A 21,067-nucleotide genomic window follows, 5' to 3' on the forward strand; every position below is an offset into this window, starting at 1 on the left:
AATGCCTGTTCAGGCCCGTTGCGACGCGGGCGACGCCTTCTCCCGCTTCACGCGCTGCCCGTGGATCACCGACAACGCGTGCTTGCGGGCGAGGGGCCCGAGGGCGTCGTCCAGTTCCCCGAACAGCGTGCCTGCCGCCTCCCCGTTCCATGCCGGGGGCAGCACCGACAGCGGCAGCCCCGGGTCGCGGTAGGGCAGCCGCCGCCATTCGGTGAGCATCGGGACATACAGTGCGAATGCCTCCTGCGTGGTCATGCCGCCGGAGGTCACCTGGTACAGCACAGGCCGATACCGCTGCAGGAAGTCCGCGTACAACTGGGTGAGTTCGGCCAGATCCCACCACTCGCGCACCTTCGACCGCATGTCGCCGAATCCGAGATGAGTGCCCGCGAACATGTCCACGTATCCCGACAGGCCGCGCCGCTCGAGCGTCTGGCGCGTTTCACGGGCGAGCGTCCCGGGTCCGATCCAGACCCCCGGCGCGGCGGTGCCGAAGCCGAGCCGGGTCAGGCTCGAACGCAGCGCGTGGCGCTGCTCGCGTTCGGACTCCGGCACCGAGAAGACCACCAGGATCCAGCCGTCTTCTTCGGATGCCCTGGCGCGCTGGAAGATTCGCACATCGCCTTCGGCGAGAACCTCGAGCGTCGACTCGGACAGCGAATATCCGGCCGCACCGGCGTTTCGCTCGCTGACCAGCACACCGCGCCGCTTGAGCCGGGAAATCGAGGAGCGCACCGCCTGGGCGTCGAGACCCACGTCCCCCATCAGCGCGATCACCGACGCGGTGGACAGCCAGTTGCCTTCGGCGCGGGCGCACAGACCGAAGATGGTGATGATCACCTGGGCGAGGCGGGCGTCACGGCCGCGACCGTTCCCGAGTGCCGCCTCCGACTCTGTCGTCATATCTGCACCATACGGTCCCCGGTTCACTGCGCGCGAATCATTCCTTCCTGCAGAACCGTGGCGACGTGCCGGCCTTCCCGGTCGTAGAACCGGCCGTAGCCCAGCCCGCGGCCATCATCGGCGGCGACCGCCTCCTGGACGTACAGCAGCCAGTCCCCTACTGGAGCGGGACGGTGGAACCACATGGCGTGATCGAGACTGGCCGTGGTCAGGCCCGGACGCGCCCACGGCAGATCCAGCACCCGCAGCACGGGTTCGAGAATGGTGTAGTCGCAGACGTAGGCGAGCGCCGCGACATCACGCTGCGCGTCGGTGAGCCCGGTCACCGGCCGCAGCGGATCGAACGGTTTCACCCACACCGCCTGATGGGGCGCGCGCTCTCCGTCGACGGTCAGATAGACCGGGCCGGGTACATGCCGCATGTCGAAGCTGCGCCCCGCCGACCAGTACTCCTTGGATTCGGCGGTCATGGTTCCGCCACTGCGCGCGGCCAGATAATCGGCTGAGCTGGGCAGGTTTTCGGGGCCGCGGACGTCCGCGGTGAGCTCGGCGGCGAAGGCGCCGCCCGGCTCGCCCGCGGCGAAGTTCGCCAGGCACACGTACACGGGCTTGCCGTTCTGGTAGCCGCGGACCTGGCGGGTGCTGTAGCCGCGGCCGTCGCGCAGCAGTTCCACCTCGTAGCGCACCACCGCGCCGATGTCGGCGGGCCGCAGGAAGTAGCTGTGCATCGAGTGCAGCGTCTTGCCGTCGCCCACCGAGCGCATCGCCGCGGCGGCGGCCTGGGCGACCACATCGCCGCCGTACGCCTTCGGCCAGGGGCAGGGCTGCGTGGTGGCGTCGAACGCCACGTCGAAGTGCTGCGGCTCGGCCGGGTTCAGCGTGACGGCCGCGGTGAAGATCGCGGATGTGGGCAGGGTGCGGGTGGGCATCGATTCTTCCCATCGAGCGGGCCGGTGGCCACCGGCGGAGGATTCCAACAATTATCGCGCTAACTTTTCGTTCGTCACAGTAACTCTATATTCTTGTTCGCGCTGGTGCTCCATCTGGCCATCAGTTCGTTGGACGGCAGGCTCTTGTCGAGCAACTTGCGGGCCTGCGCGACGCCCGAGACCGGCAACCCGGCTGGATCCAGCAGTCCGATCTGCACCAGGACGCTCGCTTGGTCCCAATAGATGTGCTCGTTGTCGAGTTTGTCGTCGCGGAAGGTGACGATGGCGACCAGCGGCACCTCCACGTAGCGGCCCGTGGGCGCGATGCCCGGCAGCATCCAGTCGATCTCCCGGTCGTGGGTGAAGCAGAACAGCTGCTCTTCCACGATGCGGTCGGCCCCGATGGTGCGCGAGATCGGAATCGACTTGGTGTCAGCGGGATTCGCGTGCACGAAGTGATGGGCGTAGAACCGCGACAGATCCCGCTGCCCGACACCGCCGGTGAGGGTGGGGATGTGATTGACGTACGGCTCGGCGACCATGGTGGCCATGGTCGCGGGAACGTCTCGGGCCTCGAACTCGTAGTAGATGTGGCCATCCCACAACGCCGACAGGTCGTAGCGTGGACCGATCGACTGCCGGATCACCTCCAGCGTGCGGGAGTACGCCATCGCGGTGCTCAACGGTTCGTAGGTGTCTCGCCCGAAGGTCGCGAACGCGTGGTCCACGCCGGCGTAGTCGTGGACGCGGACGCGATCGTTGTCCGCGAAGGCCGCGCGAATCGCGGCGCGGGCCGGTTCCGGGCAGTAGGGGTCGAGTTCGGCGAGATGGAAGGTCATCGGGACCGCCAGTTCGCCCGCCGCGTCGAGGTGTTCGTGCACGCCGACGCCGTAATAGCTGACCGCGCAGTCGATGGGCAGTCGCAACGCCGCCAGATAGGCGAGCAGTCCACCGAGGCAGTAGCCGAGCGCGCCGACGCCGCCGGCGTGCTCGTCCCGCGACCGCAGCGCCGCCACGGTGTCGCCGATGTCCTCGACCGCGCGGTCGAGGTCGAGTTCATCGCGCAATCGCAGCCCGCGGGCGAAACCCGCCTCGTCGTATCCGAGTTCGACGCGGTGTTCCGACCGCCAGAACAGGTCGGGCACCAGCACGACATAGCCCTCGGCGGCGTAACGGTCGGCCATCTCGCGCATGTAGTCGTTGATCCCGAAGATCTCTTGCAGCAGTACCAGTCCGGGACCCGAGCCCCGTTCCGGCACGGCCAGGTAAGCGGCGAAGCGCTCGCCGGACTTCTTGATGACGTCGATGTACTCGCCCATAGGGTTGGTTCCTTCGTAGCGGCGCCCGGTCGGCGGGCGCCCGTTCACACGAAATCGGGATGGTCGGCGGCTACGCGGTAACCGCCGGAATGAAAGACCAGCGGCTGGCCCGCACTGGTGTCGAAATGCTCCACCTCACCGATGAAGATGACGTGGTCGCCCGCCTCCACGCGCTGCACGGTCCGGCACTGGAAGCGCGCGATGCTGTTGTCCAGCAGCGGGACTCCCGCGATGCCGTCGTGGTGGGCCACTCCCGCGAACTTGTCGGGTGCGGGGGTGGCGAACTGCCGCGACAGCTCGTGCTGATCCGCGGCGAGCACATTGACCGCGAAATGCGTGGCCGCGACCAGATCCGGCAGGCTCGGCGCCTTCTTGGCCGGGCACCAGGCGACCAGCGGCGGATCCAGCGAGACCGAGGTGAACGAGTTGGCGGTCACCCCGAGCTTGCGGCCGTCGGGAGCACGCGAGGTCACCACCGTCACACCGGTCGCGTACTGGCCGAAGGCGTTGCGCAGCGCGCGCGGATCGACCCCGCGGGTGTCGGCGAGCACCGCCGCGAGCATGCGCTCGGCGTCGGTGCGGTCGAACCACCAGTCGTGCAGGGTGCTGGGGTCGTCGAAGCCGGTAGCGAACAACCCCGCCACCGCCGGCTCGTCAGCCCCGGCCCGAACCAGGTCCAGGACGTGTTCGGGGGTCTCGGTGAGCATGCGGTTGGTCCATGCCACCGACCACCGGCCCCAACTGCGCCAGAACGATTCGAACACCTCGTGCATCCAGTCGGTGTCGAAGGCCCGCGTGCCGCGCTGCAGGATCGCGTCGAGGTAGATGCCTGCGGCGTGCACGGCATTGTTGGCGCCCTGCGCGGTCAGCGGGTCGTTGAGCACGACCGCGTCGGCCAGTCCCAGCACCGGATGTCCCGCGGCGGTGAACGCCACCGGCCGGCGCACCGTGGGTGTCAGGCGGCCACGCAGCACGCCGCCGTCGTCGGTGAGCTCGACCTCGCTCGCCCGGGCCGCGACCTTCGGGAACGCGTCGCCGAGCACCTCGAGGCAGCGGGTCAGATGATCCTGCGGGTTCTGGACGTCGTCGAAGCGGTCCATGGGACCACCGGGGACAGCCTCGAGGACCAGGATCGAGCACGGGCCCGAGGTGGTCAGCGCGGGCAGCGTGATCACCTCCCCCACGCCCGGCATCACCGACACGGTGAGATCGGCGCCGCTGTCGTCGGGCAACAGGCCACGGACGTAGGCCACGGCCAGCGCACGGCGTGGCCGATCGTGCGGCGAGCGCGCGCGGTCGCGCACGAACATCCGGCCCAGGTCACCCGCCCCGGTCGCCACGATGGTCAGATCGTGCTGGGCGGCAAGGGAATCCAGACGTTCCGGGGTCACGTCCTCGACCTGGAAATCACCGCCTTCGGTACGGAATGCCTCGATCAGGGCGGCGCACGCCACCCGCTGGTCGATCGAACGCGCCGGGCTCTGGAGCGCCGACACGACCGTGCCGACTCCATCAACGCTCAGCGCCAGCCGGTCGATGGCGGGCGCGTCACTGTCGTCGGCGTCGACGATCCGGTTCATGACGCGCAGCGCGGAGCCGAACAGGCATTGGCTCGACAGCACCGGTCCGGTGCGGACCTGCTCGGAGGTACGGTCCCCGATCAGTGTCACCGTGACGCCGTGACGCCGAAGTCCCAGCGCCAGCAACGCTCCGGCCTGGCCCGCGCCGATGATGGCAACGCGGCGGGGTGGGCGGGTGTTCATGCCACCGGGGTGAGGTCGCCGAGATACGCACGCGCACCCTCGGGGTCCATGAACCAGTGGAAGAAGTCGCGAGGATCGTCGAATCCGTTGGCGAAGCGGCGGGCGATCCGGGTCTGCTCACCGGCCGCGCCGAGCAGCGCCATCGCGTGTTCAGGCGGGGGCATCAGCATGCCGTTGGTCCAGTTCACCACGTATTGGGCGTAGTCCCAATACCTTTCGAAGGTGTCGTGCATGAACTGTCGATCGAAGGGCCGATCGCCGTGCTCGAGGATGCTCGACAGGTAGGACGACGCGCATTTGGCGGCGTTGTTGGAACCCTGTCCGGTGATGGGGTCGTTCAGCACGACCACGTCGGCCATGCCGAGCACGGGCGCACCCGAGGGCAGCACGCCGACGGGACGGCGCACGGTGGGCGGAAACCGGCCCGCGAGCACGCCCAGATCGTCGGTGAGGGCAAGATCGCGGCACCGTTCGGCTTCCCACGGCAGGTAGGTGTCGACGATCTTCTTCGCGATCTCGAGGTGCTGCCCGGGATCGGTGACACCGCCGAAGCAATCCATCGGGCCGCCGGGCACGCCCTCCATGACCATGATCTCGCAGGGGCCGGAGGTGGTCAGGGCAGGGAACACGAAGTACTCGCCGATGCCCGGAATCAGATTGAACGACACCGCCGAATACGGTTCGCGCGGCGTCATGCCGGTCACGTAGGTCAGTGCCAGGGCGCGCTGCGGACGGTCGAATGCCGAACGGTCCGAGTCGCGTTCGAACATCTTCGCGATGTCACCCTTGCCCGCGGCGACCAGGACCAGATCGGACTCGCGCGCGTAGTCCTCGAGGTCGTCGAGGCCGGCGTCGTGGATGTCGAGACGTCCGCCCCGGTCGGTGAATTCGCGCATCCAGCGCGGCATCTTCACTCGCTGGTCGACCGACTGCGCGGGCAGGTCCAGGCGGGCGGCCCAGGAGATGGCCTGGCCGCCGTTGCCGTCGGGCACGGTGAAGCCGATGCCCTCGACATCCGGGCACTCCGCGGTCCAGAAGTCCAGTCCGAGTGCGCGTTCGCGAGCGAGCGCGCCGCCGAACATGCACTGGCTGGAGCTGACGCGGCCCGTGAGAATCTCGTCCGCTGTGCGGTTGGAGACGATCCGGACGTCGTAGCCCGCGTCCAGCAGTCCGATGCCGAGCTGCAGACCGGATTGCCCAGCCCCGATGATGGTTATGGTACGCATTGTGTTCCTTCGGTTTTCGATGTCGGGTCAGGACGCCGGGACGGGCGCGAGGCGCGGGATGGCGCTCTCGGCGCGCTCGGGACCCAGCGCGGAGTAGCCGCCATCCACCGCCCACTCCGCGCCGGTGACGAACGAGGCGGCGTCCGAGACCAGGAAGGCGATGACGCGGCCCACCTCGGCCGGATCGCCGACCCTGGCGAGCAGGTGGAAGGGCGCGGCGACGGAATCGGTGTGCGCGCGGTCGCCGCCTGAAAGTTCGTCCATGATCTTGGACCAGGTCCAGCCCGGGCTCACCGCGTTGACCCGGATCCCGTCGGCCGCGTAGTCCATGGCCATGCTGCGGGTGAGCTGCGCGATGGCGGCCTTGCTGGCCGGATAGGTCCACCGCCCCGTCTGCGCGACCTTGGCCGAGATCGAACTCAGGTTGACGATCGTGCCGCGCGTGCGGGCCAGTTCGGGGCGGGCGGCGCCGGCGAACAGCGCGGCGCCGACGAGGTTGACATCGAGCGTGCGCAGCCAGGTCGCGCGGTCGGTGTCGGCCCCGTCGTCGCCGTACGAGCACGCCAGATTGACCAGGATGTCGAGTGCGCCGAAGCGTTCGACCGCGCCCGCGACGCACTGTTCGATGGACTCGTCACTGGTGATGTCGGTGCGGACGAACACGGCCCGGTCGAAGCGATCGGCTACCGCCGTACCGCCGTCCTCGTCGATGTCCGCGACGACGACCTGCGCCCCGGCCGCGATCAGTTCACCGACCACGCTCGCCCCGAACAGGGTCGCGCCACCTGTGACGATGGCGGTCTTCCCCGCCAGCGAGATGGGGGGATTTGGCATCTTGCCCTCCGATTACACTCGGTGCTGTGACCCGAGTCACGGTAGGGAGCAGCCGGTCGCGCAGCTATCCCGCAAACGCGGAACCTGTCCGCCCACCGCGTATTCGACCGATTTCCGAGACGCGCGGCGGCAGCATGGAACAAACTCATAATGCGCATTCATGACGATAGTTGTGAATGCGATATGAGAATGCGAAGTACCTGGAGGCCGGATGACCGTTGACGAGCGCCCGCTCGCCGCACACTGCCTGGCCGCGTCCGGCGACCCCGATCTCGTGCGCGCCGCCGTCGGCGAGGCGTTCTGCGATCACCGGCTGTCGCCACTGAGCGGCGGCACCGGCCTCGACGCCCACTTCCACGGCCTGCGCTGGAGCGGTTCGGGCGTGTACTACCTGGAGTACGGCGCCGACGTCCGCATCGACCCGCGCGACATCGACGACTTCTATCTCATCCAGGTGCCGCTCGTCGGCCGCGCCACGATCACCGTCGGCGCCGAGAGTTTCACCTCCACCCCCGAGGTCGCCTCGGTGCTGGAACCCGGGCCCCGGGTCTCCATGTCGTGGGAGGGCGCGAACCGGCAGCTGCTACTGCGCCTGGATCGCTGCGCCGTACAGGACACGCTGCGCAAGAAGCTCGGCCGAGAGCCGGTCGCGCCCTTGGCATTCCAACCGCGTATGGATCTCACGACGCCCGCCGGGCGCACCTGGCGCGGGATCCTCGAGCTCCTGGCCGAGGCCGTCGGCGGGTCCGCGGCGCCGGACTCGATTCCGGTCCGCGAATTCGAGGGTCTGCTGGTCAGCCAGTTGCTGCTCGGCCAGCCGAACAACTATCGCGATGAGCTCGAGGGCCACCCAGGGCCCGTGGTGGCCCGGCCCATCGCCCGGGCCGCGGAGCTGATCGACGCGCACGCCCACGAACCGTTGACCATCGACGACATCGCCGACGCGGTCGGCGTGGGCACTCGGACGCTGCAGGACGGCTTCCGCCGCTACTACGACACCACCCCGATGGCATACCTGCGCGATGTCCGGCTGCGCCGGGTGCGAACCGATCTGTTGCAGGCCGATCCGGCCACCGCGACGGTCACCGATATCGCGATCCGATGGGGATTCCTGCACGCGGGCCGGTTCTCGGTGCTGTATCGCAGCCGCTACGGCGAATCACCCTCACAGACGCTTCGCCTGGAGCACGATCGCGCGGCCCGCGCCTAGGCACACGCGTTCTCGCCGAACGCTCCCTTCGGACGGAACGAGAACGTCACCACGACAAGGATCCCCCGCCCGATGTCCGGACGGGGGGATCGTGCGATCCACTCAGTGTTGCGAGACCGGCTGCCAGCGCCGCCCGACATCGGCGGAGCCTTCGGCCGCGCGGATCAACTGCAGACGCGGCGGCGGTCCGTCGGTGCGGCCACTGGGCGGCTTCCGGTTGCCCGCCCGGAAGGGCGCGGGCCATTCGGCCCCCGCACCGCGGTAGCCCTGATCCACCGCGGCGTGCAGGGTCCACTGCGGATCCCACAGGTGCGCACGTCCGATGGCGACCAGGTCGGCTCGCCCGGCCAACAGCACCGAGTTCACGTCGTCGTAGGACGAGATGGCCCCGACGGCCACCACGGCGACCCCGTAGGGCACCCCGATCTCCTGCCGGATCCGGTCGGCGAACGGTGTCTGGTAGCTGCGCCCGAACGCGGGCTTCTCGTGCTTGACCACCTGGCCCGACGATACGTGCAGCACGTCCGCGCCGTGTTCGGCGAAGGCGCGCGCGATCTCGACCGCGTCGTCGACGGTGGTGCCGCCCTCGGCCCAGTCGGTGGCCGAAATACGCACCGACAGCGGCAGATCCGCGGGCCACTCCTTCCGGACCGCGTCGAGGACACGCAGCGGGAACCGCAGCCGGTTGGCGAGGGACCCACCGAATTCGTCCGTGCGGCGATTCGCCAGCGGTGACAGGAACGACGACAGCAGATACCCATGGGCGCAGTGCAATTCGAGCAGGTCGAACCCGGCGCGGGCGGCCGCGTGCGCGGATTCGGCGAACTGCGCGGTGATCTCGTCCATCTCCGCGAGCGTGATCTCACGTGGCGCGCGACTGTCCGGACCGTACGGCAGCGCGGAAGGGCCGACGACGTCCCAACCGCCGGTCGCCAGCGGATCGTCGATGCCCTCCCACATCACCTTCGTGGACCCCTTGCGACCCGAATGGCCCAGCTGCACACCGATCTTCGCGTTGGACCTGGTGTGCACGAAGTCCGTGACGCGCGCCCAGGCCAGCTCCTGTTCCGGTGTGTACAGGCCCGCGCATCCGGGCGTGATGCGCCCTTGTGGGGAGACGCAGACCATCTCGGTCATCACCAGGCCGGCGCCGCCGAGCGCCTTGCCGCCCAGGTGGACCAGGTGGAAATCGTTCGGCACCCCGTCCACGGCGGAGTACATGTCCATCGGCGAGACCAGGATTCGGTTGGGCAGCTCGATGCCGCGCAGCCGCAGCGGGTAGAACATGGGCGGGCGGGCCTCACCGACCCCGTCCCGCGCCGATTCGTCCTGGCTCGACAAGTACCACCCGTCGATCCGGTCGACGAATCCGTTGTCGCGCAGCCGCAGGTTGTCGTAGGTGATGCGGCGACTGCGGGTGAGCAGGTTGAACGCGAACTGGTCGGGCGCCTGCTCAGCGTACTGCCCGATAGATTCGAACCATTCCAGGCTGGCCTGCGCCGCTCGCTGGATGGACTCCACGACGGGCTTGCGCTCGATCTCGTAGGCGGCGAGTCCGGTGGCGACGGAGTCGTTCTCGTGCAGGCAGGCGGCCAGTGCGAGCGCGTCCTCCATGGCGAGTTTGGTGCCCGAGCCGATGGAGAAATGCGCGGTGTGGGCGGCGTCGCCGATCAGGACGATATTGCCGTGCCGCCAGGTCCGGTTACGGACGGTGGTGAAGTCGATCCACCGGGAATTGTTGGCCTGCAGCCCGTGACCGTCGAGCTCGTCCGCGAAGATCTCCGACAACAGCGCGATGGACTTCTCGTCGTTCTCGCCGGGCTGGAATTCACGGTCGGCGAAGGCGTCGAAACCGGCATCGCGCCAGACCGACTCGTGCATCTCGACGATGAAGGTGCTCTGCTCGGCACTGAACGGATAGCCGTGCACCTGCATCACGCCGTGGGGCGTGTGCGCGATGAAGAACTCGAACGCCTCGAACACCCGGTCGGTGCCCAGCCACATGTACTTGTTGTGGCGGCGGTCCAGGTCGGGTCCGAAGACGTCCGCGAAACGCGTGCGCACCGCCGAGTTCAAGCCGTCGGCCGCCAGTACCAGATCGTGAGTCGCCGCGAGTTCTTCGACATCGGGTGCGACCGAACGGAAGTGGATGGTGACGCCGAGGTCGGCGCAGCGCCGCTGCAGGATGCCGAGCAGTTCCTTGCGGCTCATGGCCGCGAAGCCCTGGCCGCCGGAGGTGCGGACCTCGCCCCGATAGTTGATGTCGATATCGCTCCAGCGGGCGAAGCCTTCGCTCATCGCGCGGTAGATGTGCTCGTCGGCGTGTTCGATGCCACCGAGCGTCTCGTCGGAGAAGACCACACCGAAGCCGAAGGTGTCGTCGGGAGCATTGCGCTCCCAGATGGTGATGTCGTGGGTCGGGTCGAGTTGTTTCATCAGGGCGGAGAAGTACAGCCCTGCGGGCCCACCGCCGATCACTGCGATACGCATGGAAGCCTCACATTAACTGGGTCGAAGTCGGTTCGGAATCGATTGGCACGCCGGCGCGCAACGCGGCGGCGAGGGAAGCGGGCCACGGCCGGGAGCCGCCGGTGGCGTCGGGTGCGTGCACGGCGGTGAGCGAGCCGCGGGCGGCGATGGCGGGCGGTTCCGCCGTGTGCGTACGGGTCTCGGCCGGAATCCGGCGGATGACGAAGTCGTAGCGGACCGAGGAACGGCCGACGGCGGCGACGGTCAAATCGATGGCCGCGGTGTCACCGAACCACAGACGCTCCAGGTAGTCCACCTCGTACCGGACCCGCGGAATGCCGCCGAACAGCCCACGCAGCCCCAAGGATTCGAGCAGCGCCGCTTCGGCCGCCTCGACCCACCGCACCACCGTGCCGTGGTGGTAGTGGCCCGCCGCGTCGGTGTCCTGCCAGTCGACGACGCGGTGCACGACGATGCCGGTCATCGCACGGCCCACCGTTCCCGCAGGCGATAGCGCAGCAGCTTGCCGCTGGGATTGCGGGGCAGCTCGTCGGCGAATTCGACACTGCGGGGGTATTTGTACGGCGCCGCGGTGTTCTTCGCGAAGAGCTGCAGTTCGCGAATCTTCGCGTCGTCTCCGGGGACTCCGGGGCGCAGCACCACCACCGCGTGCACGATCATGCCGCGGTCCTCGTCCGGTATCCCGATCACCGCACTCTCCACGACGTCGGGGTGCTGATCGAGGACCGCCTCGACCTCGGGGGCTCCGATGTTGTAGCCGGCGGAGACGATCATGTCGTCGTTGCGCGCGTGGTACCAGAAGTAGCCGTCGGCATCGCGGGTGTAGGTGTCGCCGGTCAGGTTCCAGCCATTGCGGACGAACTCCCGCTGGCGGCTGTCGGCCAGATAGCGGCAGCCGGTCGGGCCGCGCACGGCGAGCCGGCCGGGGGTGCCGTCGGGCACCGGATGACCATCATCGTCCTGGATCTCGGCGTGGAATCCGGGGACGACGCGCCCGGTGGAACCAGGCCGGATCTCGTCGGCGGCGGCGATGAACACGTGCAGCATCTCGGTGCCGCCGATGCCGTTGATGATCGCGAGCCCGGTCCGGTCCCGGAACCGCTCGAAGACGTCCAGGGGCAGATGCTCACCCGCCGACACACAGCGCCGTAGCGATCGAAGGCGGTCGGTGTCGTCGCGTTTGAGCAGCGCCTTGTAGGCGGTCGGTGCGGTGAAGAGCACCGTGACCGAGTACTTCTCGATCGCCGCCACCAGCGCGTCGGGCTCGGGCTTTTCCAACAGAGCCACCGACGCGCCCACCGCGATCGGGAAGATCACCAGCCCACCGAGGCCGAAGGTGAAGGCCACCGGCGGCGTTCCGGCGAAGACGTCGTCACGGTGCGGGCGCACGACCCGCGCGGAGAAGGTGTCGGCGATGGCCAGCACGTCGCGGTGGAAGTGCATGGTCGCCTTGGGGATTCCTGTCGTGCCCGAGGTTGGGGCGAGCAGGACGACGTCGTCAGCGGCGGTCTGTACGTCGGCGTAGCCCACGGGTTTCGTTGCGGCCCTATGGATCAGGTCGTCCGCGCCCGGACCACCGAACGCGCAGATCGGCAGTCCGGGATCTGCCGCGGCCAGTTCGCCCAGCAGCCGGTGGTCGCACAGCGCCAGCGCGGGACGGGTCAGCTCGATCAGTTTGGCCAGTTCGGGTGCGCGCAGCAGCGGCATGGTGGTCACCACCACGCCACCGGCCTTGACCACACCGAACCAGCAGGCGACCAGCCATGCGGTATTGGGTGCGCGCAGCAGGACGCGGTTGCCGGGGACCAGGCCGTAGTCGTCGGCCAGCAGGTGCGCGATCTGATTCGCGCGGTCGAGAAGGTCTCCGTAGGTCCAGGTTTCGGTGTCGGCGTGCAGGCACGCCCGGTCTCGGCCGTGGGTGGTGACCGCCGCGTCGAGCAGGGCGGTCGCGCAATTGAGCCGGTCCGAGTCCCGTGGGCCGCTCGGATCGAGGATCAGGTCGGGCCACTCGGCGGCGGGCGGGAGGCGGTCCCGGCAGAAGGTGTCGTCGTGTGCGGAGGGTGTGAGCATCGGACTCGGCCCCTTTCGAACTGCTGAGCCGAGCTCAGGACCGGTCGGAACCCAGGGCGGCCACCGCTTGGATCTCCACCAGCGCCTCGGGCTGCCAGAGCGCGGTGACGCCGACACCGGCCATGGCCGGGTACGCCTCCCCCACCAGCTCCCGCCAGATGCGGCCGATCTCCCTGCCGACGGCCTGATAGCCGGGGATGTCGAGCAGGTAGATGGTCACCGAGAGCAGATCCTGCGGCGTGCCGCCGGCGGCCTCGAGCGCGGTGAGCACGTTGGTCAGCGCCTGCCGGAACTGGGCGAGGATGCCGCCCTCGACGATCGTGCCGTCCAGCGTCAGGGCGGTCTGCCCGGCCAGGTGAACGATGTCGCCGCAGCGGGTGGCGTGGGAGAAGCCGGACGGTTTCACCAGTTCGGGCGGATTGATGTGGTCGACGAACATTTCGCCTCTTTCTCGCTGAGACCCACCGGGCGGCGAGCCGATTCGATTGGGGGTGGCTCGCACCACAATATGGTGTTACGGTTACTACCGTCAATAGAACGCTACATAGCCCAACGCCGGCGAGCGTTCGCACCAGCCGCGGACAATCCCGGCCGAATCCCTGGAGTCTCCAGCGATGCGTTTGCGCACAGTTCTCAGCGACGACGGCGGCAGCCGCGCCGATATCCGACTGGACGGGCAGTGGTACGCGACCTCTGCCGCCGACGTCGGCGCCCTGCTCCGCGAGCCGGTTCCCCCGAGCCGACTGCCCCTGTCCACCCGGCCCGCAGCGCCGGGCCGCGCGGCTCCCGTCGTGCTCGCGCCGTCGAAGATCGTCTGCTGCGGCCACAACTACCGCGCCCACATCGCCGAGCTCGGCCACCGGGAACCCGAATTCCCCACGCTCTTCGCGAAATTCGCCGACACCCTCACTGCCTGGGACGCCGATATCGCGGTGCCCGGCACGGCCGAGGAGATGCTCGTCGACTGGGAGGCCGAGCTGGCGATCGTCGTCGGAGCCACGCTGCGTCACGCCGACCCCGAGACCGCGCTCGCGGCCGTCGCGGGATACACCGTCGCGAACGACTTCTCGGTCCGCTCCTGGCAACGGCGGACGCCACAGTGGTTGCAGGGCAAGGCCTTCGACGCCACCACGCCCCTGGGGCCGGAGCTGGTGACGCCCGACGAAGCCGATCCCCGTGACGGCCTGCGCATCACCTGCCGGGTCAACGGCGTCGAGGAGCAGACCGGGCGCACCGACGATCTGGTCTTCGACCCGGCGACGCTGCTGTCCTACATCTCGGCCTTCACCGTGCTGCGCCCGGGCGACGTGGTGCTGACCGGCACCCCCGGCGGCGTCGGCATCGCGGCGGATCCGCCGCGCTATCTGCGGCCCGGCGATGTCGTCGAGACCGAGATCGAGGGAATCGGCCTGCTCCGCAACCGAATCACCTTTTCCCCCACCGAAATCGTGCCCGCGACGCGGGACGGAAAGGAATCACGATGACCAGCGAAATCACCACCGGGACCGCCCCGATCCTCACCCGGGCCGGCGAAGAGTTCACCGGAACGGCGCAATCCGGTGGCGCGGTCCGGGTCTCGGGCGTCAGTCCGCAACACACCCCGGCTACCAAGATCTGGTACGGCAAGGTGACCAACGAGCCCGGCTATCGCTCGCTGCCGCACCACCACGGCGAGGCCGAGACGGGCGGTTACGTGCTCAGCGGCACCGCCCGCATCTACTACGGCGAGAACTACCAGGAATACGTCGAGATGTACGCGGGCGACTTCGTGTTCGTGCCGCCGTTCATGCCGCACGTCGAGGTCAATATGAGCACCACCGAGCAGCTGGTCTGGCTGACCTGCCGCACCCCGGACAATATCGTCGTCAACCTGCCCGACGTCGACGATTCCATCCTGGCGGGCTACCGCCGGGCGTGACCTGCGGGCCCGCGCCGCGGTACCGGCCCGGGCCGCACAGCGCCACAGCCGATCCCGCGCGAAGCACGGAATCCGGATAGCGTCCGCGCGGACCGTATAGCCCCGCGGGCGCACCGCTCCTACCGTGCGAGCTATGACCGCCATCACAACCGATGCCGACGCGATAGTCATCGGCTCCGGGATCAACGGCCTGGTGGCCGCGGCCGAATTGGCTCGCGCCGGCTGGTCGGTGCTGCTCCTCGAAGGCAACAGCGAGATCGGCGGTTTCATCGCCACCGAGGAACGCACACTGCCCGGCTATCGGCACGACACCTACTCGTCGTGGCATCCGATGTTCGTGTCCGGGCCCGCCTACGCCGAACTCGGCGCGGACCTGCACAAGCACGGACTCGAGTACCGCAACAGCGACGGGTGGGTGACCGCCAGCGTCGCCGACGACGGCCGGGTCTCGATCGCGCACCGCGATCCGGAACGCACCGCCGCGCTGTTCACACATGACGGAGACGGCGACGCCTATCTGGCGATGCTGAACCAGCTCGCCGCCAGCGCGGCTCCGATCGGCGGACTGATGAACGCCGAACTGCGCTCGCCCGCCGCACTCGGCCCGCTGGCCGGACTGCTACGCGGCAACGGGCGTCGCGGTGCCGAGGCCTGGTTGCGCACGGCTGCCAGCAGCGGTCGCGGCTACCTGCGCCGTGAATTCCACGGCCCCGAGGTCGATCACTTGTTCACGCCGTGGCTCCTGCACGCCGGATTGTCCCCGGACCATGCCTCCGGCGGGGTGATGATCCCGTTGTTCGCGGCCACTCTGCACGGCGCTGGACTGCCTGTCGTGGCAGGCGGCTCGGGCGGGCTGCTCACCGCCTTCGAATCGCTGCTCGGATCACTCGGTGTGCAGGTGAGCACGTCGACGCCGGTCGAGCGCATTCTCGTGGAGCATGGCCGCGCGACCGGCGTGGTGAGCCGTGGTCGCACACTGCGTGCGCGTCGCGCCGTGCTCGCCTCGGTGACCCCGACCGCGTTGTACGGCAACCTCCTACCGCCCGGCGCGGTGCCCGCTCCCCTCTGCGCCGAGGCCGCGGTGTTCCGTTACGGCCGCGCGGAAATGCAGATCCACGTGGCACTATCGGCGCCGCTGGACTGGCACGACGCCCGTTTGCCGGACACTCCGCTGATCCATCTGTCCGACGGTTCCGGCAGCACCGGAATCGCCTGCGCCGAAGCCGAAGCCGGGCTGCTCCCCCGCCGTCCGACCGTCGTGGTCGGCCAGCAGTACGTGCTCGATCCGACCCGGGTGCCCGAGAGCGCGGCGGCGTTGTGGCTACAACTACAAGAACTCCCGTTCGCCCCGCGCGGAGACGCTGCCGGGGAACTCGACACCACCGACGGGTGGACCCCGTCGCTCGCCCGCGGATTCGCCGATCGGGTGCTCGCGCGGATCGCCGCCCACGCCCCCGACCTACACCGGAAGGTGCTCGCGGTCGACGTGATCACGCCCGCCGATCTGGCCGCCCACAATCCGAATGCTGTCGGCGGAGATCCGTACGGGGGCTCGTGCGAGGTGGACCAGAGCTATCTGTGGCGTCCGCTGCCCTCGGCTGGACGCCACGCCACCCCCGTGCGAGGCCTGTGGCAGATCGGCGCTTCCACGCATCCGGGGCCCGGATTGGGCGGCGGCTCAGGACATCTGGTCGCGCACGCGCTCACCCGGCCGCGGGGGCTGTTCGGCGCTCGTGGCCGGCGATAGCGCGCGCTGGACAACCGCCGCGTCCTGCGGATAGCCGCGCACTGTCGGCCGAATCACACTCATCCCATCAGTCTTTCACTCTCAGGAGTCGCGATGTCCCTGCTCAACGCCGTTGTCGAGGCGACCCGCTCCGGTGCTGTCGACATCATCGATCTGACCACGCCGCTGCAGGAGTCCACGCCGATCCTCGAGCTGCCGCCTCCACTGGCCAACACCATCCCGTTCCGGCTCGAGGAGATCAGCCGCTACGACGATCGTGGTCCCGCGTGGTACTGGAACAACATTCACACCGGCGAGCACACCGGCACCCACCTGGACGCGCCCGTGCACTGGGTCAGCGGTCGCGACCGGCACGACGTCTCGCAGGCTCCGCTGCGCACGCTGGTCGCACCCGCCGCGGTCATCGACATGACCGCCGAGGCCGCCGCAGATCCGGACTTTCTGTTGGAAATCGACCACATTCGACGCTGGGAGGCCGAGCACGGCCCGCTGCCCGCGAGTGGCTGGCTGCTGTACCGGACCGGGTGGGAAGCGCGCGGCGAGGACGCCGTCGCATTCGCGAACGGCGGCCACACACCCGGCGTGTCCGTCGAATGCGCCACGTGGCTGGCCGAGGAGTCCACCCTGACCGGATTCGGGGTGGAGACCGTCGGCACCGACGCCGGCGCGGCGGCGGGCTTCGAGACCGCCTTCCCCTGCCACAGCATGCTGCTGGGCGCGGGCAAATGGGGTCTGACCAGCCTGCGCAATCTCGGCCGGCTGCCCGCGGTCGGCGCCCTGTTGATCGTCTGCCCGCTGCCGATCGTCGGCGGTTCCGGCAGCCCCGCGCGGGTGCTGGCGCTGGTCGAGCGCGGCGAATAGGAGGAGAAGCCAATGGCGGAACGATCATTCGCGAACGAGGTCGGCAAACTCCGGCAGGGCGAAGGCACCACCCTGCACGTGGAAGGCATCCTGGCCGTGACCAAGGCGCTGCTGCAGTCCGGCGTCGCCTATGTCGGCGGCTATCAGGGCGCGCCGATCTCACATCTGATGGACGTCCTCGGCGACTCCAAGGAGGTACTCGACGAGCTGGGCGTCTATTTCGAGAACAGTGCCTCCGAGGCCACCGCGGCGGCGATGCTGGCCGCCTCGGTGCACTACCCGCTGCGTGGCGCGGTGACATGGAAGTCGACCGTGGGCACCAACGTTGCTGCCGACGCCCTGGCCAATCTGGCCAGTGGCGGCGTCACCGGCGGAGCACTAGTCATTCTGGGCGAGGATTACGGCGAGGGCTCCAGCATCATGCAGGAGCGCTCGCACGCGTTCGCGATGAAATCGCAGATGTGGCTGCTGGATCCGCGGCCCGACATCCCCGCGATCGTGAACGCGGTCGAATCCGGATTCCAGCTGTCGGAGGCCAGTAACACCCCGGTGTTCCTGCTGTTGCGGCTGCGCTCGTGTCACCTGCACGGGACCTTCACGGCCTCGGACAACCGCCGCCCGCCGGTGACCGTGACCGAAGCGACCCAGCGGCCGACCCGGGACGTGAGCCGAATCGTGCTGCCGCCCGCCAGCTTCCACCATGAGCAGGAGAAGATCCAAGACCGCTGGCCCGCGGCGGTGAACTATATCCGCGAGCACCGGCTCAACGAGGTATTCGGCGAGGACCTCGCCGATGTGGGCATCATCGTCCAGGGCGGGCTGTACAACACCCTCAACCGGTCGATGGAACTGCTCGGATGCTCGGATGCCTTCGGCGACACCAAGGTTCCGCTATACGTCATGAACGTCGCCTATCCGGTGATCGACGAGGAAGTCATCGAATTCTGCGCGGGCAAGCGCGCGGTGCTGCTGGTCGAAGAGGGCCAGCCGGATTTCATCGAGCAGAACATCAACACGGTTCTGCGCCGCGCCGGGATACCGACCGCCTTGCACGGCAAGGACATGTTCACCATGGCGGGCGAGTACACCTCGTTGGTGCTCACCCGGGGCCTGCACCGGTTCCTGACCGACTATCAACCGGACGCGATCGCCTCCGAACCCGCGCTGCTGCGCCCGGCCGAGGATCCCGCGAGCCCGTTCGCCACCCGGGTCGAGCCGGAGCTGGTGCGCCCGCGCCCGCCCGGGCTGTGCACCGGCTGCCCGGAGCGGCCCATCTTCAGCGGGTTGAAGCTCGCCGAGCGGGAGACCGGGCAGCATCACGTCAGCGCCGATATCGGCTGCCATCTGTTCTCGGTCAACGCGCCGTTCGATCTCGGTGCCACGACCATGGGCTACGGCCTGGGATCGGCCGCGGCATCGGCGTTGAATTCGAAGGATTCCGATCGACGCACCATCGCGATCATGGGTGACGGCGGTTTCTGGCACAACGGCCTGACCAGCGGCGTCGGCAATGCGGTGTTCAACCGCAATGACCAGTTGCTGGTGGTTGTCGACAACGATTACGCCGCCGCCACCGGAGGACAGGACGTGCTGTCCTCCCACGCCGAGACGCCCGCGCGCTCGACCAAGCATCCGATCGAGCAAGCCGTACGCGGCATCGGAGTCGGCTGGGCCCGCACGATCGACGACACCTACGACGTAACGACCGTGCGCGACACCTTCATCGAAGGGCTCACCACTCCCGAGCAGGGACCGAAAGTCCTTGTCATGCAGAGCGAATGCCAGCTCAACCGGCAGCGGCGCGAGAAACCCCGGCGGGCACAGGCGTTGAAGGCGGGCGAGCGGGTGGTGCGGCAGCGTTTCGGGGTCGACCCCGAAACCTGCACCGGCGATCACGCCTGCATCCGCATCTCGGGCTGTCCGTCACTGACCATCGCCGACAACCCGGATCCGATGCGCACCGACCCCATCGCCACCGTGCTCGACAGCTGTGTCGGCTGCGGGGTGTGCGGCGCGAACGCGCACGCGGCGGTGCTGTGCCCGTCGTTCTATCGCACCGACGTCGTCTACAACCCCACCCGCCGCGACCGCCTGCTGTCGAGGATGCGCGTGTGGTGGATCAGCATGCTATCCCGTGGCGTCGAACGCCGCGCGGCCGGATTGGAGGCGGTGTCATGACCGGCTGGTACAACGGGCAGCGCCCGATCACCATCGCGATTCTGGCCATGGGCGGCGAGGGCGGTGGCGTGCTCGCGGACTGGATCGTCGAAGTCGCCGAGAGTGCCGACCACTACGCGCAGTCCACCTCGGTGCCCGGTGTGGCCCAACGCACCGGGGCCACCGTCTATTACGTGGAACTGTTCCCTCGCACCGCGCACGCCACCACCGGATCCGGCCGGGCGGCACCGGTTCTGAGCGTCTTCCCCACGCCCGGCGAGGTCGACATCGTCATCGCCTCCGAACTGATGGAGGCCGCTCGCGCCGTGCAGCGCGGCTTCTCGACCCCGGACCGGACCACACTGGTCGCCTCCACACACCGGGTCTACTCGATCGACGAGAAGATGGCGCTCGGCGACGGCCGCGTCGACGGCACGGCGCTGCTCGACACCGCCCGGCGCGGCGCGAAGCGACTGATCGCGACCGATTTCATGGCGGTGGCCGAGCAGCACCGCAGCGTGATCAGCGCGGCCTTGTTCGGCGCGGTCGCCGGATCCGGCCTGCTGCCCTTCACCCGGGAGCAGTGCGAAGCGCCGATCCGTGCGTTCGGCAAGGGCGTCGAGCAGTCGCTGGCGGCGTTCGCCGACGGTTTCGACGCGGCCGCGGCGACCGGCGAACCGGCGAGCCCGCCCCCCACCGCGCAGCCGGTGGAGCTGACGCTCATCCCCAAACCTCTGACCGCCGCCGAACGCAAGGAGCGAGAGGAACAGCGGCGCAACGAGATCGCGGCCACCGATCCCGGCGAGCTGGCCGGCCCACGACTTCGCGAGCTCGCGCGCACGGTCAGCGGTATGCCGCCGGCCGCGCGATCGATGATCCTGCACGGACTGGTCCGCACCGCCGTGTACCAGAACCCGGGATACGCGCGGCTCTATCTACGGCGTGTCGCCACAGTCGCCGATATCGACCCCGACCGCGACGGCGCGGCGCGGCTCACCGTGGAGGCAGCGCGGCAGCTGGCCTTGTGGATGTGCTACCAGGACACGATTCAGGTTGCACTGCAGAAGATCCGGCGCCAACGCACCGACCGCATCCGGGCCGAGGCCGGCGCCGAACCGGACCAGCTCATTCACGTCCACGAGTACCTACACCCGCAGGTCGACGAGATCACCGACACCATGCCGGTGCGCCTGGGCTCGATGCTTCACCGGTCCAGTGCCTTTCGCCGCCTCATCGGCAGGCTCACTCACCGGGGCATGATGGTCAACACCAGTTCGATCACCGGGTTCACCGCGCTATCGGTGACGGCCCGGCTGCGCCCGCTGCGCCCGCACTCTCTGCGATACGCCCGTGAGCAGCAGGCCATCGACCAATGGTTGCGCACGGCCGTGGCCGCCGCGGCCTTCGACGCCGAGTTCGCCCGCGAAATCCTGGCCTGCCAGGGCGTGCTGAAGGGCTACGGCGCCACCTACGAGCATGGCGCCGAGAGCTTCGCCGAACTCATGGGGGCGGCGCACGACCTGGCCGGCCGGGCCGACGCCGCCGGACACCTGGCCGCCTTGCGGGCGGCCGCACTCGCCGACGAATCCGGCGACACCCTCAGCGCCGAACTCGTCCGCGTCGTTCCGGAATAGGGCGCC

The 21,067-nt window shown here is 68.9% G+C and carries 17 protein-coding genes; 7 read left to right on the forward strand and 10 right to left on the reverse strand.

Going from position 1 to position 21,067, the window contains the following annotated elements; all coding sequences use genetic code 11:
- Nucleotides 1–9: 9 nt before the first annotated feature.
- From ABZ412_RS06290 to ABZ412_RS06315, 6 genes are all read right to left on the reverse strand, one after another.
- A complete protein-coding gene (locus ABZ412_RS06290) occupies nucleotides 10–903 on the reverse strand; it encodes a PaaX family transcriptional regulator C-terminal domain-containing protein (RefSeq protein ID WP_357276981.1) in 894 nt (297 codons plus the stop codon).
- 23 nt (nucleotides 904–926) lie between these two features.
- Nucleotides 927–1,832 (reverse strand): acyl-CoA thioesterase domain-containing protein, encoded by a 906-nt coding sequence (locus ABZ412_RS06295; RefSeq protein WP_357276983.1) that lies wholly within the window; start codon nucleotides 1,830–1,832, stop codon nucleotides 927–929.
- Between the two features lie 74 nt (nucleotides 1,833–1,906).
- Nucleotides 1,907–3,151: a dienelactone hydrolase family protein gene (locus tag ABZ412_RS06300; protein WP_357276985.1), complete on the reverse strand. Its 1,245-nt coding sequence runs from the start codon at nucleotides 3,149–3,151 to the stop codon at nucleotides 1,907–1,909.
- Nucleotides 3,152–3,195: 44 nt separating this feature from the next.
- Complete coding sequence (locus ABZ412_RS06305) at nucleotides 3,196–4,914, reverse strand: flavin reductase (protein WP_357276987.1); 1,719 nt, start codon at nucleotides 4,912–4,914, stop codon at nucleotides 3,196–3,198.
- A complete protein-coding gene (locus tag ABZ412_RS06310; RefSeq protein ID WP_357276989.1) occupies nucleotides 4,911–6,140 on the reverse strand; it encodes a styrene monooxygenase/indole monooxygenase family protein in 1,230 nt (409 codons plus the stop codon). The genes ABZ412_RS06305 and ABZ412_RS06310 overlap by 4 nt, the downstream gene beginning before the upstream one ends.
- A 27-nt stretch (nucleotides 6,141–6,167) precedes the next feature.
- On the reverse strand, nucleotides 6,168–6,974 hold the full coding sequence (locus tag ABZ412_RS06315) for an SDR family oxidoreductase (RefSeq protein WP_357276991.1): 807 nt from the start codon (nucleotides 6,972–6,974) through the stop codon (nucleotides 6,168–6,170).
- Nucleotides 6,975–7,185: 211 nt separating this feature from the next.
- Between ABZ412_RS06315 and ABZ412_RS06320 the strand changes: the two genes are divergently transcribed.
- Complete coding sequence (locus ABZ412_RS06320) at nucleotides 7,186–8,184, forward strand: AraC family transcriptional regulator (RefSeq protein WP_357276993.1); 999 nt, start codon at nucleotides 7,186–7,188, stop codon at nucleotides 8,182–8,184.
- Nucleotides 8,185–8,286: 102 nt separating this feature from the next.
- Here the strand turns inward: ABZ412_RS06320 and ABZ412_RS06325 are convergent, their stop codons facing one another.
- Genes ABZ412_RS06325 through ABZ412_RS06340 form a run of 4 tightly spaced genes read right to left on the reverse strand, consistent with a single transcriptional unit; the run spans nucleotide 8,287 to nucleotide 13,183 of the window.
- Entirely contained in the window at nucleotides 8,287–10,674 is a 2,388-nt protein-coding gene (locus ABZ412_RS06325; RefSeq protein ID WP_357276995.1) for a bifunctional salicylyl-CoA 5-hydroxylase/oxidoreductase, read from the reverse strand.
- Nucleotides 10,675–10,681: 7 nt separating this feature from the next.
- Nucleotides 10,682–11,137, reverse strand: a complete 456-nt coding sequence (locus ABZ412_RS06330; RefSeq protein ID WP_357276997.1) for a thioesterase family protein — start codon at nucleotides 11,135–11,137, stop codon at nucleotides 10,682–10,684.
- Nucleotides 11,134–12,744, reverse strand: coding sequence for an AMP-binding protein (locus ABZ412_RS06335; protein ID WP_357276999.1), 1,611 nt, complete (start codon nucleotides 12,742–12,744; stop codon nucleotides 11,134–11,136). Before ABZ412_RS06335 ends, ABZ412_RS06330 begins: the two co-directional genes overlap by 4 nt.
- 34 nt (nucleotides 12,745–12,778) lie before the next feature.
- Nucleotides 12,779–13,183 carry a RidA family protein gene (locus tag ABZ412_RS06340; protein WP_357277001.1) on the reverse strand — a complete coding sequence of 135 codons (405 nt, stop codon included), beginning with the start codon at nucleotides 13,181–13,183 and terminating at the stop codon, nucleotides 12,779–12,781.
- A gap of 175 nt (nucleotides 13,184–13,358) precedes the next feature.
- Here ABZ412_RS06340 and ABZ412_RS06345 point away from each other — a divergent pair, with 175 nt between their 5' ends.
- The 6 genes from ABZ412_RS06345 to ABZ412_RS06370 all read left to right on the forward strand — a co-directional run bounded on the left by ABZ412_RS06345 (nucleotide 13,359) and on the right by ABZ412_RS06370 (nucleotide 21,061).
- Entirely contained in the window at nucleotides 13,359–14,228 is an 870-nt protein-coding gene (locus ABZ412_RS06345) for a fumarylacetoacetate hydrolase family protein (protein WP_357277003.1), read from the forward strand.
- Nucleotides 14,225–14,662 (forward strand): cupin domain-containing protein, encoded by a 438-nt coding sequence (locus tag ABZ412_RS06350; protein WP_357277005.1) that lies wholly within the window; start codon nucleotides 14,225–14,227, stop codon nucleotides 14,660–14,662. The genes ABZ412_RS06345 and ABZ412_RS06350 overlap by 4 nt, the downstream gene beginning before the upstream one ends.
- A 133-nt stretch (nucleotides 14,663–14,795) precedes the next feature.
- A complete protein-coding gene (locus tag ABZ412_RS06355) occupies nucleotides 14,796–16,409 on the forward strand; it encodes an NAD(P)/FAD-dependent oxidoreductase (RefSeq protein ID WP_357277007.1) in 1,614 nt (537 codons plus the stop codon).
- 93 nt (nucleotides 16,410–16,502) lie between these two features.
- Nucleotides 16,503–17,270 (forward strand): cyclase family protein, encoded by a 768-nt coding sequence (locus ABZ412_RS06360; protein WP_357277009.1) that lies wholly within the window; start codon nucleotides 16,503–16,505, stop codon nucleotides 17,268–17,270.
- 12 nt (nucleotides 17,271–17,282) lie between these two features.
- Nucleotides 17,283–19,448: an indolepyruvate ferredoxin oxidoreductase subunit alpha gene (locus tag ABZ412_RS06365; protein ID WP_357277011.1), complete on the forward strand. Its 2,166-nt coding sequence runs from the start codon at nucleotides 17,283–17,285 to the stop codon at nucleotides 19,446–19,448.
- The gene (locus ABZ412_RS06370; RefSeq protein WP_357277012.1) at nucleotides 19,445–21,061 is read left to right on the forward strand and encodes an indolepyruvate oxidoreductase subunit beta family protein; all 1,617 of its coding nucleotides are present in this window, start codon (nucleotides 19,445–19,447) and stop codon (nucleotides 21,059–21,061) included. Before ABZ412_RS06365 ends, ABZ412_RS06370 begins: the two co-directional genes overlap by 4 nt.
- Nucleotides 21,062–21,067: the final 6 nt, after the last annotated feature.

It is taken from the genome of Nocardia sp. NPDC005746 (assembly GCF_040630785.1).
In the GTDB taxonomy this organism is placed as follows: Bacteria; Actinomycetota; Actinomycetes; order Mycobacteriales; family Mycobacteriaceae; genus Nocardia.

Coding starts and splice junctions, on each gene's coding strand:
- ABZ412_RS06360 (WP_357277009.1), top strand. CDS start 16,503: ATGTCCCTGCTCAACGCCGTTGTCGAGGCGACCCGCTCCGGTGCTGTC.
- ABZ412_RS06310 (WP_357276989.1), bottom strand. CDS start 6,140: ATGCGTACCATAACCATCATCGGGGCTGGGCAATCCGGTCTGCAGCTC.
- ABZ412_RS06290 (WP_357276981.1), bottom strand. CDS start 903: ATGACGACAGAGTCGGAGGCGGCACTCGGGAACGGTCGCGGCCGTGAC.
- ABZ412_RS06340 (WP_357277001.1), bottom strand. CDS start 13,183: ATGTTCGTCGACCACATCAATCCGCCCGAACTGGTGAAACCGTCCGGC.
- ABZ412_RS06325 (WP_357276995.1), bottom strand. CDS start 10,674: ATGCGTATCGCAGTGATCGGCGGTGGGCCCGCAGGGCTGTACTTCTCC.
- ABZ412_RS06300 (WP_357276985.1), bottom strand. CDS start 3,151: ATGGGCGAGTACATCGACGTCATCAAGAAGTCCGGCGAGCGCTTCGCC.
- ABZ412_RS06330 (WP_357276997.1), bottom strand. CDS start 11,137: ATGACCGGCATCGTCGTGCACCGCGTCGTCGACTGGCAGGACACCGAC.
- ABZ412_RS06320 (WP_357276993.1), top strand. CDS start 7,186: ATGACCGTTGACGAGCGCCCGCTCGCCGCACACTGCCTGGCCGCGTCC.
- ABZ412_RS06355 (WP_357277007.1), top strand. CDS start 14,796: ATGACCGCCATCACAACCGATGCCGACGCGATAGTCATCGGCTCCGGG.
- ABZ412_RS06335 (WP_357276999.1), bottom strand. CDS start 12,744: ATGCTCACACCCTCCGCACACGACGACACCTTCTGCCGGGACCGCCTC.
- ABZ412_RS06345 (WP_357277003.1), top strand. CDS start 13,359: ATGCGTTTGCGCACAGTTCTCAGCGACGACGGCGGCAGCCGCGCCGAT.
- ABZ412_RS06365 (WP_357277011.1), top strand. CDS start 17,283: ATGGCGGAACGATCATTCGCGAACGAGGTCGGCAAACTCCGGCAGGGC.
- ABZ412_RS06370 (WP_357277012.1), top strand. CDS start 19,445: ATGACCGGCTGGTACAACGGGCAGCGCCCGATCACCATCGCGATTCTG.
- ABZ412_RS06305 (WP_357276987.1), bottom strand. CDS start 4,914: ATGAACACCCGCCCACCCCGCCGCGTTGCCATCATCGGCGCGGGCCAG.
- ABZ412_RS06350 (WP_357277005.1), top strand. CDS start 14,225: ATGACCAGCGAAATCACCACCGGGACCGCCCCGATCCTCACCCGGGCC.
- ABZ412_RS06315 (WP_357276991.1), bottom strand. CDS start 6,974: ATGCCAAATCCCCCCATCTCGCTGGCGGGGAAGACCGCCATCGTCACA.
- ABZ412_RS06295 (WP_357276983.1), bottom strand. CDS start 1,832: ATGCCCACCCGCACCCTGCCCACATCCGCGATCTTCACCGCGGCCGTC.